Annotated in this window: 7 protein-coding genes; 2 read left to right on the top strand and 5 right to left on the bottom strand. The window is 73.6% G+C overall.

Translation table 11 applies throughout. The annotated features are described in order from the left end of the window. Window positions 1-89 precede the first annotated feature (89 nt). Entirely contained in the window at window positions 90-2,078 is a 1,989-nt protein-coding gene (locus tag OG819_RS40850; protein ID WP_266655528.1) for a BTAD domain-containing putative transcriptional regulator, read from the top strand. Between the two features lie 45 nt (window positions 2,079-2,123). Here the strand turns inward: OG819_RS40850 and OG819_RS40845 are convergent, their stop codons facing one another. Together OG819_RS40845 and OG819_RS40840 are read right to left on the bottom strand one after the other, a co-directional pair. Beyond that, entirely contained in the window at window positions 2,124-4,532 is a 2,409-nt protein-coding gene (locus tag OG819_RS40845; RefSeq protein ID WP_266655526.1) for a SpoIIE family protein phosphatase, read from the bottom strand. A gap of 211 nt (window positions 4,533-4,743) precedes the next feature. After that, window positions 4,744-5,829, bottom strand: coding sequence for a sialidase family protein (locus OG819_RS40840; protein WP_266634968.1), 1,086 nt, complete (start codon window positions 5,827-5,829; stop codon window positions 4,744-4,746). Between the two features lie 269 nt (window positions 5,830-6,098). Here OG819_RS40840 and OG819_RS40835 point away from each other — a divergent pair, with 269 nt between their 5' ends. Then, the gene (locus OG819_RS40835; RefSeq protein ID WP_266632365.1) at window positions 6,099-6,686 is read left to right on the top strand and encodes a hypothetical protein; all 588 of its coding nucleotides are present in this window, start codon (window positions 6,099-6,101) and stop codon (window positions 6,684-6,686) included. An 11-nt stretch (window positions 6,687-6,697) separates the two neighbouring features. On the opposite strand, the gene OG819_RS40830 is transcribed toward OG819_RS40835, so the two are convergent. Genes OG819_RS40830 through OG819_RS40820 form a run of 3 tightly spaced genes read right to left on the bottom strand, consistent with a single transcriptional unit; the run spans window position 6,698 to window position 13,351 of the window. Next, window positions 6,698-8,515, bottom strand: a complete 1,818-nt coding sequence (locus tag OG819_RS40830) for a hypothetical protein (protein ID WP_266654216.1) — start codon at window positions 8,513-8,515, stop codon at window positions 6,698-6,700. Continuing rightward, a complete protein-coding gene (locus OG819_RS40825) occupies window positions 8,512-12,207 on the bottom strand; it encodes a DUF5682 family protein (protein WP_266654214.1) in 3,696 nt (1,231 codons plus the stop codon). The genes OG819_RS40830 and OG819_RS40825 overlap by 4 nt, the downstream gene beginning before the upstream one ends. Then, window positions 12,194-13,351, bottom strand: a complete 1,158-nt coding sequence (locus OG819_RS40820; protein WP_266634970.1) for an AAA family ATPase — start codon at window positions 13,349-13,351, stop codon at window positions 12,194-12,196. The genes OG819_RS40825 and OG819_RS40820 overlap by 14 nt, the downstream gene beginning before the upstream one ends. Between the last annotated feature and the right edge of the window lie 15 nt (window positions 13,352-13,366).

Below are 13,366 nucleotides of genomic sequence, written 5' to 3'. Positions count from 1 at the left end.
CACGACGAGCCTGCCGGGCGTGAATCAGCGGGTGATCAGCACGTCGTCGGCGCAGTACCGTGGCGAGGGTGTCGGGAGAGGCGGGAAGGGTGCGGGTCGCGTTCGGTGTGCTCGGGCCGACCGTGGCCGAGAGCGACGGCCGCGCGCTCGCGCTGAAGGGACCGAGACACCGGGCCGTGCTGGCGCGGCTGGTGGTGGCCCGCCGCCGGGTCGTCCCGGTCGCCCACCTGGTGGACGACCTCTGGGCGGACCCCCCGCCCGGCGCCGTGGGTGCCCTGCAGACCTTTGTCGCCGCGCTGCGACGCGTCCTGGAGCCGGACCGTCCGCCCCGGGCCCCGGCCCGTCTGCTCGTCACGGACGGCCCTGGGTACGCGCTGCGCCCGGAGCCGGACGCCGTGGACGCCTGGCGCTTCGAGACAGCCGTCGGCGCCGCCGCGAAGCTGCCGGCCACACGAGCGCTGCCACGACTGGAGGAGGCACTGACCCTGTGGCGTGGGCCCGCCTTCGCCGAGTTCGAGGAGGAGGACTGGGCACGGGGCGAGCGCTCTCGACTCGCCGAGCTGCGGCTGCAGGCGGTGGAGCGGCGGGCCCGGACACAACTGGCCCTCGGCCTGGCCGCCGAGGCGGTGCCCGACCTGGACGTACACCTCGCCGCCCACCCCTGGCGCGAGGACGCCTGGTGGCTGCTGGCGCTGGCGCTGTACCGGCAGGACCGTCAGGGGGACGCGCTGGGCGTGCTGCGCAGAGCCCGGGCGGTTCTGGCCGACCAGCTGGGTGTGGACCCCGGGCCCCGGCTGCGCCGCCTGGAAGCGGACATCCTCGCCCAGGAGCCCGGGCTCGATCCTCCGGCCGAGCCGACGGCGACCGCGGCCCGGCTGTGGACACGGACGGCGGCGGCCTACGACCGTACGGTCGCCGCCGGGGCCCGGGCCCGATTGGAGACGACGGTGAGCCTGATCCGGAACCTCGCGGTGACCAGTGGGGGTGGACTGGCGGCAGCGAGGCAGCACCGTATGGAGGCCATCGTCGCCGCGGAGGAGTTCGGCGACCCGGATCTGACCGCGCGGGTGATCGGCGCCTACGACGTCCCCGCGATCTGGACGCGCGGCGATGATCCGGAGCTCGCCCAACGGATCGTCGGGGCAGCCGAGCGCGCCCTCACCGCTCTGCCGGGCGACGCGCACGACGCCGCGCGGTGCCGCCTGCTGGCCACGATCGCCCTGGAGACGCGCGGCAGCAGAGCACCACGCGGCCCGCGGGCCGCCCACGAAGCGGAGGGGATCGCCCGTCGTCTCGACGATCCCGCGCTGTTGGCGTTCGCGCTGAACGGGGCGTTCATGCAGTCCTTCACCCGCGCGGGCCTGGCCGCACGGCGTGACGAGATCGGCGCGGAGCTGGTCGAACTGGCCGCCCGGCACGACCTGGTGACCTATGAGGTACTCGGCCACCTCATCCGGCTCCAGGCCCGCGGCGCGCTCGCCGACTTCGCCGCGGCAGACCGCCATGCCGCCGCCGTGGACCGGCTGGCCGAGCGCCACGAGCTGCCGCTGGCCGGGGTCTTCACCCATTGGTACCGGGCGCTGCGGCTGGCCACGTCCGGGCAACCGGAGGGGGCCGAGACCGCCTACCGGGAGGCCGCCGCACGGCTGGACGGCGCCGGTATGCCGGGCCTGGAGCGCGGTCTTCTCCCGCTCGCCCTGCTGTGCCTGCGGCTGGAGCACAAGAGGACGCGGTCCGAGCGTGATCCAGGCCCGGTCGAGATCGACCCGGGGGCCGACTGGGGCCCGTACCGCCCCTGGGCGGCACCCTTCGCCATGCTGGCGTCCGGTCGCCGTGCCGAGGCACGGGCGGCACTGCGCGCGCTGCCGGAGCCGCCGGGCGACCTGATGTACGAGGCGTGCTGCTGCCTGGAGGCCGTTGTCGCGCTGGAGGTCGGTGACCGGAGTGTGCTGGAGCGCGCCCGCATCCGCCTGCTGCCGGCCGCCGGAGAACTCGCCGGCGCGGGAAGCGGTCTGATCACCCTCGGCCCCGTCAAGGACCACCTCGCCGGCATCACCGCCGCGCTGGGGATGACGTGACCGTGCCGTGGTCGGACGCCGTCGGGTGGTGCGCGCTGTCTTCGCCTACGAGTCCAGTTCCGCCCAGATGATCTTTCCCTCGTGGGTGTACCGGGTGCCCCAGCGGTGGGCGAGCTGGGCGACGAGGAAGAGGCCGCGGCCCCCTTCGTCGGTGGTCCGGGCGTGCCGCAGCCGGGGAGAGCTGTTGCTGGTGTCGGTGACCTCGCAGATCAGTCGGGACGCGCGCAGCAGCCGGAGGCGGACCGCGCCCGGGGCGTAGCGCACGGCGTTGGTGACCAACTCGCTGACGACGAGTTCGGTCTGCATGGTCAGCTCTTCCATTCCCCATTCCCGGAGTTGGCGGGTGGCGAGGGCCCGGGCCCCGGCCACCGCGGCGGGATCGCAGGCCACGTCCCACGAGGCGACACGGTCGGCGCTGAGTGCGTGGGTGCGCGCCACGAGGAACGCAACGTCGTCGGACTGCGGTGTGGAGGTCAGGCCCCTCACGTCGGCGCAGAGCGTCTCGAGCGGGAGATCGCAACGGGCCAGGACGTCCCCGAGGCGGGCCATTCCGACGTCGACGTCCTGCGCGCCGTCTTCGATGAGGCCGTTGGTGTAGAGCCCGATCAGACTGTTCTCGGCGAGCTCGATGTCGACTGCCTCGAAGGGGAGACCACCCAGCCCCAGTGGCGGACCGGGCGGCAGTTCGGGGAAACTGACACCGCCCTGCGGAGTGACGAGGACCGGCGGCGGATGGCCGGCCCGGGCCAGCGTGCAGTTCCGTGTGACCGGATCGTAGATGGCGTACAGGCAGGTGGCACCCATCACCGTCGTCCGGATCAGGTCGGCCGACGCGTCATGGGACTCCTCCTCGCTGAGGCGGAGCACCAGGTCGTCGAGGTGGGCCAGGAGCTCGTCGGGGGGCAGGTCCATGTCGGCGAGCGTCTGCACCGCGGTACGCAGCCGGCCCATCGTGGCGGCCGCACTCAGACCGTGGCCGACCACATCGCCCACGACGAGGCCGACTCGGGCTCCGGACAGCGGGATCACGTCGAACCAGTCCCCGCCCACACCGTCCTTGGCGTCCGCGGGCAGATACATGGAGGCCACGTCCACGGCCATACCGCCCTCCAGCGTATGGGGCAGCAGGCTGTGCTGGAGCGTCAGCGTGGCGTGGTGCTCCCTCGTGTAGCGGCGCGCGTTGTCGACGCAGACGGCCGCTCGTGCGACGAGTTCCCGGGCGAGCAGTACGTCGTCCGATGTGAAGGGAGCCGGGTTCTGCGAGCGGATGAAGGTGGTGAGGCCGAGGACGGTGTCGCGCGCCCGCATCGGTACGGAGATGAGTGAGTGAAGTCCGAACTCGCGAATGGTCGAGGTCCTGGACGGCTGTTCGACGATCCATTGAGGGTTGTCGGGGTTCAGTACCGGTATGAGGACGGGGTCGCCGTTCGCGAGGAGGCCGAGATCGTGCGGGGGAGGGATGAAGTCCACCGGGTCGCCGACCTGGGCGACCGCCTCCGGACACCCGTCCCGGACGGAACTCATGCCCGCCCGCCGCATCAGCGGCGGCGCCGTCGGCGGACCCGCGTCGGACAGCCAGGTCCCGTGCCGCTCGGTGCTGAGGACCGGCTCCAGCAGATCCACGACGGTGAAGTCGGCGAACCGGGGTACCGCGAAGTCGGCCAGCTCCTGGGCCGTCCTCATGACGTCCAAGGTGCTGCCCACACAGGCTCCCGCGTCATTGACCATGGAGAGCAGTTGGCGGGCGTTCCACCGGTCGGTGACGTCGAGAACCATGTAGCAGATGCCCGTGACGGTGCCCTCGGCGTCCACCAGAGGGAAGAACGACGTGGAGTAGGCGTGCTGCCGATGCGGGTCGGCCCAGCTCCAGCCCAGGTACTCGAAGTCGCTGACCGGCTCGCCGGTCCGCAGTACCTTGCGCATCACGCCCTCGATGGTCTCCCCCTCCAGGCCCGGGAGCAGGTCGCTCAGGCGTCGGCCCAGACGCTGCTCACGGGGTACGCCGCCGATGCTCTCCAGGATGCTGTTGCACCAGACGCAGCGAAGGTCCATGTCCACGATGGCCATGCCCACGGGCGAACGGGTCAGAAAACCGTCCAGCACGGACTGCCCTATGGCCCACCGCGTGATCCGCTCCCGTGCCGAGACGAGAAAGCATTCGACGCCGCCGACCTCGAACGACGCGGAAACCCGCAGGTTCACTTCGATACGACGACCGTCGCCGTGCCACAGCGTGACCATTCCGCTCCACGGCCGGCCGCCACGGCAGCGCTTCACGATCTCCGTCAGACGGTGGGGGTCTTCCGGCATGGCGAGCAGACGGCCCACAGAGCCGCCGACGACCTCGTGTGCCGCACGGCCCAGGAGCTCCTCCGCGCTTCTGGTCCAGCCGATCACCGTGCCGGCCAGGGTGACGATCGCCGCCGCGTCCGAGGCTTCTTCTTCCGTCCCGATACAGGGCTCTGTGCCTGGGCCTTCGCCGGATTCCGGAATCGCAGGCGTCACGTCTTCACCGCCATCCCCATACCTCCATGCTCACGCCTCCTGTCACGGCGCGCCAGCGGCGCGGGAGACGGCCCGACGCGGTGAACCCGCTACCGGCCGGGTCGGCACCGCCACCCGTGATGATCGGCGCCGGAGGTCGTCCGAGAGGCGGCTCCCGGCCTCAGCCGACGACCGCGGCGCGTACGCACAGCACGTCCGGCAGATGGGAGGCCAGTTGCCGCCAGCTGTCCCCGTCGTCCGCCGACGCGTACACCTCGCCGTTGCGATTGCCGAAGTACACGCCCGCCGGGTCCGCGCCGTCCGTGCAGAGCGCGTCGCGCAGCACCGTGCCGTAGTGGTCCTCCGTGGGCAGCCCCGCCGTCAGCGGATCCCAGGTCCTGCCCGCGTCCTCCGTGCGGAAGACACGACAACGCCGGTCGGCCGGGACGCGATCGGCGTCGGCGTTGATCGGGAAGACGTACGCCGTGTCGCCGCGGTGCGGATGCGCGGCCACCGCGAACCCGAAGGTGGACGGCAGGTCCGCGCCGATGTCGGTCCATGCGCCGCCCGCGTCGTCGCTGCGGTACACACCCCAGTGGTTCTGCAGATAGAGCCGGTCCGGAGTCGAGGCGTCCTGTGCGATCTTGTGCACGCACTGACCGAACTCCGGGTTCGGATCCGGCAGGAACACCGCGGAGACACCGGAGTTGGACGGCTCCCAGCTCGCCCCGCCGTCGTGCGTACGGAACACCCCCGCCGTGGAGACGGCGACCGTGACGGCCCGTGGGTCGCGCTGGTCGGTGAGAACGGTGTGCAGTCCTTCGCCACCGCCGCCCGGCACCCACTTCGACCGGGTGGGGTGCTCCCACAAGGGGCGGACCAGCTCGAAGGACTCGCCTCTGTCCTCGGAGCGGTACAACGCGGCCGGCTCGGTGCCCGCGTACACCACGTCCGGCTCGGCCGCCGCGGGGTGCAACTGCCACACCCGCTCCAGCGAAGCCCCGGTGTCCTTGGGGAACCTGACGGCCGGCTGCGCCGGTTCGGTCCACGTCCGCCCCAGGTCGTCGGAGTGGAAGACGGACGGACCCCAGTGCGCGCTGTCCCCTCCGGCCAGCAGCCGTGGTGTCTCGCCGCGGGTGTCGATCGCGACCGAGTACACGGCCTGCGCGTTGAAGTACGGACTCTCGTCGAACTCCCAGACGGCGCCGCGCCGCCGCCCGATGAAGAGCCCCTTGCGTGTACCTACGGTGAGCAGTACCTCGCCCATGCCGATCACCTCCGCGACGTCGTCGTCCCAGCATCGGCCAGTCTGCACCCCGGCACTGACACTCTCCCTTGTATGCCGCATCGCCACAGGTCAGCGGGGTGGCGTCGATCTTCGGCGGCGCCTCGCCGCGGTCTACGCGTGCACGGCGGAGGGGTGGCCGGACTCCTGGAACGCACGGGTCGTGGGACTCGTTGTGAGCATCGGAGGGACCGATCCCGTATGGGAGGGCGATGTGGCATGTCCGTGCGGTCGTGAGGAGGATGCCATCGATGGCGGCATTCCGTGGTCCGAAGGTTTCGAAGGTGTGGTTGTGGCGATGGCGGCGCAATCCGCTGCGGCGTCGCAGTGACGCGCTGGAGGCCTGGATCGTGCTCGCCGCCTGGGCGCTCACCGTGATGGGCGGGGTCCTCACCGGCGTGCTGGCGACGCAGTCCGTGGAGAGCGGCCTTGCCCGGCAGCGGGCCGAGTGGCACTCCGTCCCGGCGTTGCTCAACGACGACGTGCCGAAGTCGACCGCGTCGGCGAACGACGCCGACATGGTCTGGGCGAAGGTCCACTGGACCGCGGCGGACGGCTCGCCGCACGCCGGCCAGGCCCGGGTGACCGTCGGCACCCCCGCGGGCACCCCGGTGACGGTGTGGACGGACGCCGACGGCCGACTCGTCACCAGGCCCGCCACGCCCTCCCAGGCCCGGCTGCGTGCCGCTCTGGTGGGCGTCCTGGTCGGGGTGAGCGTAGCGGGTGTGCCGTTCATCGGCGGACGGCTGGTACGCGGACGCATGGAACGGCGGCGCATGGCGCAGTGGGACGAGGACTGGCAACGGGTGGGGCCCTTGTGGGGGCGGAAGACAGGCTGAGGGGAGCGGAGTCAGGCGGTACCGTCGTCCCCCTCAAGTGCCCACGCGGCCGTGAGGAGGGACGCTGTGGCGGCCGCGGTATAGGCGGACGACGCGAGCCAGGCGCGGGCGTACGCGTCCGGGTCGGCCGGCCGCAGGCGGCCCAGCGCGTCGTGGCGGCGGTCCGACGCGGTGTCCACCAGCGCCCGCGCGCACGCGGCCCCCGTGGTCAGACCCACTGCACCGAGCCGACGGGGGAGTTCGCCGCCGGCCACGGCGGCGGTGACGGCACGCCCACCCGCGACCGCGCGGTCCACGGCCCGCCGCAGGAGGTCGAGTTCCGTGGGAAGCGCGGGTGTCGGGGTGGCGGGTATGACGGCCGTCCCGGTCCTGGGCAGGTGGGTGCGGTTGAGGCGGCGCAGGCCGAGGTCCGCGCGGATCGTGTCACCTTCGGCGCTCCGCCAGGCCGCGGCGAGGGCGCGTACACCGCTCGGCCGGTCCGGTGCGAGCCGGGCCACGAGGCGCAGGGACAGACCGTGGGCTCCCGTGAGGAGCCGGAGGTTCTCGGCGTAGGCGAGTTCGGGACGCTCGTCCGGCGCCAGGAGGCGCACGGTGGGACCGCCGTCCACGACGAACCCCCCGCCGGTGATCGTCCCGGTGAGAAAGAGCAGGTCACCACCCGCGTCCCGGTCATCGGCGGGTTCCGCCGACCACCGCAGCGCGGCTGACACCTGGTCGGCAGGGGAACGCCGCCAGAGGGTGTCGAGCGGTTCCTCGTGCCAACGCGCCCCCGACGCCCGTACGGAACGGACCGCTCCGCCACCCCCGATCCGCCCGTCCGGCGAGACGGTCGGGTCGGTGAGGATCGCCCCGCCGTGGTCGCCCAGTTCCCGCAGGGAGAGGGCGCTGCCGCCGGGGACCGCGGAGCCCGCGGCCTGTCGAGCCCGGTCGGCGTCACCCGGCGCCACGTCCGACAGCGAGCGGAGTCGGCCGTCCTGCGCGAGGGCGTACGTGACCGCCCCGGCGTACCCCGAAGCGGTCACCACCGGCTCGGTGAACAGACCGTGCAGCCGCAGCGAACCGTTCGCCACATAGGCACGACGTGCGATGCCGATCAGCTCCGGGTCCGGAACGCGGCCCAGTCCGCCCGCGACGGCCAGCAACTCCGCCAGTTCCGAGGTCAGTTCCGAGAGCCGGAACGCCGGGTCCCCGGTGCCCGCCTCGGAGAGCCGCCGCGCCACCCGCACGGCCGCGGCCGCGACACGGTGGAGTCCGGCGACGCGTGCCGAGTGGGCGGCGTGCAGGAGCGTGGCGCGGTGCACGGCACCGGCGCCGGTCACTCCCGCCGCCAGTACGGCGGTCGCGGCCGCCTGGAGGGCCCCGACCGCCGCGGACTGCGGGGGAGTGAGCTGGAAGGCCCCGGTCTCCTGAGGGTCGGTGGCGGCTGGTATCCCCTCCTGAACCTGGTCGATCTCAACGGCTGTTGAGGCCTGAAGGTCCTGCGCGCGGGCGGAGGCCCCGGCGTCCGACGGGACGACGGTCGTCGCCTCCGGCCCGTCCGTCTCCTGCGCCAGCGGTGCCAGCGTCAGGACCGCCGCGCGATGCAGACACGCGGGCGCGAGCAGACAACTGCACACGGCGTCCTCGGCGGACGTCACGACGCCGGCCGTGGTGGTCAGGGTGACCGTCGTCGCGTCGTCGACCCGCACCACGACCGTCGCGTCCGTAGTGGCGACGGGCCAGTTCGCCGCCTTGGACGCGGCCGAGTCGGCACGCTTGCGCAGCCGGGTCGGGAGCGAATCCAGCGCGGCGGCCGCCACCTCGGCCGTCACCGGGGGAAGTGTGGTCATCGGTGCGTACCTCCCATGCGTTCGCCCACCCAACGCGCCAGTTCCAGCGGGCTGAGGGCCGCCACCGGCATGCCCGCGGCCACCAACTGCCCCGCCACACCGGCCGAGTAGCGCGGTCGGCCCGCGTCGTCGAGCGAGGCGCAACCGAGGACATGGCAGCCCGAGTCGACGAGCGCCCGCACCTCGGACAGCAGCGGGCCCACCGGACCCCCCTCCTCGAAGTCGCTGATCAGGACGACCAGCGTGCGGGACGGAACCGTCACCAGCGAGCGCGCGTGCCGCAGCCCCCGGGCGATGCTCGTCCCGCCGCCGACCCGCACCTCGAGCAGCAGCCCGAGGGGATCGTCCACCTGGTCGGTGAGGTCCATCACCTCCGTCGAGAACGCCACGAAGTGCGTACTCAGAGCCGGGACCCCGGCGACCACGGACGCGGTGAGCGCCGCCCAGATCGTCGAGGCCTCCATGGACCCGGACACATCGACGACCAGTACGAGCCGCCAGTCCGCCGCCTTGCGGGCCCGGGTGCGGAACACCGGTCGCTCGGGCAGCACCGTCACCGCTCCCGTCGCCGGATCGCGGCGCGCCGTCGCGAGATTCGCGCGCACGGTGCGGGCGAGGTCCAGGGGGCCGCCCGGTCTACGGGTGGGCCGCGGATGTGTGAGACCGGCGAGCGCGGGCCGCAGCCTGTGCGCGAGAGCGTCAGTGAGCTCCTTGACGAGCCGGGCCACCAGCGGCCGGAGCCGCGCCAGTTGCCGCTCGGGCATGCCTCCCGCGTAGGAGAGGACCGTCCGCAGGAGTTCGACCGAGGGACGGGCCGAGGCGGGGTCGAGTTCCCGCAGGGCGTCGACGCGTCCGGCGTCGGCGGCCGCGGCCAGCACCTCTTCCCGTACCCCGGGTCCGAAGAGCGCCGCGAGCTCCTCGGACCAGCTCCGCACATCCGGGAACGACGCCTCGCTCCCGCCGCCGGCACCCGCGTCGCCGGGCTCCCCGACCCCTTCGCCGCGCCCGCTCCCGTACAACTCGTCGAGTGCGCGTGCGATCCGTCCGGCCCGCCCCGTCAACTGCCGCGCCCTGCCCAGCAGGAGCCGCCAGCGGTCGCCGGGGCCGAGACTGTCGGGCACGGCGAGACTGTCGGGCACGGCGACATTGTCGGGTACGGCGACACGGTTGGGGATGGCGAGACGGTTGGGCATGGCGAGGCCGTTTGGCACGGCGGGGTTGGTCCGAGGGGCGTGATCCGAGGTCGGAGACGGCTCCGCGCCCGACGGGCCCAACCCCGCCGTCGCCAACGCCACACGCCCCGCCAGGTCCGCCGCCGCCATCCGTGCCAGGAACCCCGGCTCCGCCACCGCGTCCGTCAACTCGCCCACCGCGCGACCGGTGCGGTCCTCCACCGCCGCGAGCATCCGGGACCGGGCCGCCGGCGCCAGGACGTCGAAACCGGCGCGCAGGGCGGGCAGTCGGTCGAGGAAGGCCCGGTCGGTGAGGGACTCGACGCGCTCCAGGAGCGGGTCCACGGCCTCGCCCGTCTCCAGCAGCGGACCGGCGGCGAGCAGTGTGCCGCGCAGGAACGCGGCGAGATCGGACCGGAGTTCGGGAGTCACCGCACCGTCGACGCGGGAAGCGAGCCGGGTACCGAACTCCGTGGCCTCCCGCAGCCCCAGCAGCACCCGGGCGGCTCCCGCGGCGCCCCGGATCAGCGGCGTACCGTCCTCGTCCAGGCGGGTGAGGGCGTCCGCGAGCCGGAGCCCGCCGCCCGCGCCGTCCACCCGGGTCGCGAGGTCCACCAGAGCGCGGGCGTCGGCGGCGTCCGTGGAACCGGTCAGCCCGTCGAGCGCGCGGACACCGGCGGCGCCCAGCTCCTCGTACGCCGCCTCCACCCGCTCCTTCTCCCACGGGGCGGGCAGCCCGGGCACATGTCCGGCGCCGATCCTGCTCAGCAGGTCGAGTCCGCCGAGGAGTTCGGGCAGGGTGCCGGACGCGGGCAGCAGTTCCGCGACTTCCGCGAGGCGCTCCGAAGCGAGCCCCGGTACGGCGCAGCGAGCCGCGTCCTCGAGTCCGGTGAGCACCTGGGCCGCGGTCGGACCGCCGTCGCGCCGCTCCGCCGCCCGCCGCCGTGCGAGTACGCCGCCGGCCGCCTGCTCCAGCGTCACTCCGTGAACCCCGGTCACATCCAGCATCGCAGCGGTCGACGGCGTCCAGGCCGCCGTCCACCGCGTGGTGAGCGCGGCGCCCTCGCCGACCCCGGCGACGCCGGCCTCCTCGCCGTAGGGAACACGGCAGACCGCCATCCTGCGCAGACAGATCTCGCGCCGGCGGTCGAGTTCGGACCGCAGCGCGTCGAGCCGCAGGTCACGACGGGCGGGAGCGGTGGGGGACGGCAGTGAGAGTTCCGCGAGGAGGCCCTCCACCGCCGGGCCAAGGCCGGAGCGCGGCGTCCCCGGGGCGAGTCTCCCCTGCCGGTCACCGACAAGCACCCGCTCCATGGCCGCGGCCACCACCCGCCCCCGCCCCAGCAACTGGCCCTGCGTGAGCACCGTCTGCACCGCCTCGACCAGCTCTCCGCGGCCCGCGGCGGGCAGCCCGCGCAGCGTGGCCAGGTCCCGCGCCACCCGCACCACCTCCCGGGCGTCCGCGGGTCCACTGGGATGCCCCGTTTCGCGGACGGCGGCGCAGATCCGCACGGCCGTCGCCGTCAGCAACTCGTCCAGCCGCCCTGGTTCCCCGGCCGCCCGGAACACTCCCCGCTGCCACTCCGGATCACGGATTCCGGCCGGATAGCCCGACCGCTCGTCGAGCAGCGGGTACGAGTAGGGCACGAGGGAGGTGATGACCGAGGGGACATCCTCCCCGGGACCGGCACCCGAACCCTCCGGACCGGCGCCCGACCCCTCCGGACCGGCGCCCGACCCCTCAAGACCGGCAGCCGAACCCACCGGACCGGCAGCCGAACCCACCGGACCGGATTTCGCCCGCAGCAGCGCCGGCGCGTGAAACGCCCCGATCACCGCCGCCGTACGCCGCCCCGTGTACTCGGCCAGCCGTCGCCGCATGTTGGACTCACGCCGCAGGTCGTACGGGTCCACGGCGCCCTCTCCCGGGTCTGTCCGCAAGGCCCAGCCGACGAGCAGCGCGGCGCGACGCAACTCCTCCGCCGCAGCACCCGGCGCGGCCGACTCCACCAGCCGGGCCCACAGGTCGTCCTCCGCCCGGCCTCCGGCGCGCGCCCGCAGGGCGGCGGTCAGCCGACCTCGCCCGCCTCCCGCACGGCCCGAATCCGATTCCTCGGCCTTCTCCCGCGCCGCCTCCCGCACGTCCCGCGCGGCCAGGGGCAGATCGAACGGCACGACCGGCACCCCCGCCTGCCTCGCCCACCGGATCGCCGCCAGCTCAGGGGAGAACTCGGCGAAGGGCAGAAAGACCACCCCGCCGTGCTCCCGGCTCCCCGCCAGTGCCACCGGTGGCACCGTCGCCGGATCCCCCAGGTGTTCCAGCCAAGGCGCGAACTCCTCCGGAAGCTCGATGAAGAGCACTTCGGGCGCCGCCGCCGACAGCATCCCCGGTACGGCCGCCGCGAGCGCCGGTGAATGGTGCCGCACGCCGATCAGGAACGGCTCCCGGCACGCGGACAGCGCCTCGAGAGCCGCCTCGGGCGACGCCGCCGAGTCGGCCGCGGCCTCACGCGAGGTCATCGCGCAGCTCCCACAGCGTCCGCCACAGCGCGGCGCCCTGCTCCGCGCGCCGCCGCACCGGACCGTCCCAGTAGCCCAGCAGCCGTGCGTGATCGGCCGGGTCGTCCTTGCGCACCGTGCCGAGCAGATGCCCGGGCAGGGTGCGCACGACATCCCTGCCGTCCCCGAGATACGCGGCGCCGAGGCCCATCGACGTGGCGACCTGAACCGCCTCCGCCGTCGACATCACCGTGGTGGGCCGCTCGACCTCCCAGCCCTCCGCGCTGCGGCCCGAGCGCAGGTCCCGGAAGGCCGTGACCAGCGCCTCCAGCACCGCGTCGTCCACGGAGAAACGGGCACCCGAGCGGGCGAGCGCAGCCGTGGCCTGGCCGCGCACCAACTCCGTCTCCGCGTCGAGGTCGTCGATCGGTCCGACGGTCTCGAAGTTGAAGCGGCGCTTGAGGGCGGCCGACATCTCGGAGACGCCACGGTCACGGAGGTTGGCCGTCGCGATCAGCGTGAACCCCGGTACGGCGTGCACCGTGCCGTCCCCGTTCGGTCCGCCCGCCAACTCCGGTACGGCCATCCGCCGTTCGGACAGCAGGGACACCAGCGCGTCCTGTACCTCGGGCAGACAGCGTGTGACCTCCTCGATCCGGGCGACGGCTCCCCGGGTCATCGCCGTCAGCACGGGAGAGGGCACCAGGGCCGCGCGGCTCGGCCCCGCGGCGAGCAGCATCGCGTAGTTCCAGCCGTATCTGAGCTGGTCCTCCGTGGTGCCCGCGGTGCCCTGCACGGTGAGCGCGCTGGTGCCGCACACGGCGGCGGCCAGCAGCTCGGAGAGCATCGACTTGGCGGTGCCCGGCTCGCCGACCAGCAGCAGACCCCGCTCGCCCGCGAGGGTCACCACACAGCGCTCGACCAGTCCCCGGTCACCCACGAACTTCCGTGACACGACGAGCCGCTGCCCCTGCGCGCCGCTCAGCGTCTCGCCGTCCGAACCGCACACGAACGTCACCACGGCACGCGGCGTCAGGCGCCAGCCCGGCGGCCGGGGCCCCTCGTCGTACGCCGCGAGAAACGCCAGCTCCTCGGCGTGACGGTCCTCAGGCAGCTCGATCTGCCGCGCGCCCGTCACGCCCGTGACGTCCGTCGCCTCCGTCATGTCCGTCACACCCGT

The organism is Streptomyces sp. NBC_01549 (assembly GCF_026339955.1).
GTDB lineage: Bacteria > Actinomycetota > Actinomycetes > Streptomycetales > Streptomycetaceae > Streptomyces.
This window is presented reverse-complemented; position numbering and strand designations above follow the sequence as displayed.

Coding starts and splice junctions, on each gene's coding strand:
- OG819_RS40840 (WP_266634968.1), bottom strand. CDS start 5,829: ATGGGCGAGGTACTGCTCACCGTAGGTACACGCAAGGGGCTCTTCATC.
- OG819_RS40835 (WP_266632365.1), top strand. CDS start 6,099: ATGGCGGCATTCCGTGGTCCGAAGGTTTCGAAGGTGTGGTTGTGGCGA.
- OG819_RS40830 (WP_266654216.1), bottom strand. CDS start 8,515: ATGACCACACTTCCCCCGGTGACGGCCGAGGTGGCGGCCGCCGCGCTG.
- OG819_RS40825 (WP_266654214.1), bottom strand. CDS start 12,207: ATGACCTCGCGTGAGGCCGCGGCCGACTCGGCGGCGTCGCCCGAGGCG.
- OG819_RS40820 (WP_266634970.1), bottom strand. CDS start 13,351: ATGACGGAGGCGACGGACGTCACGGGCGTGACGGGCGCGCGGCAGATC.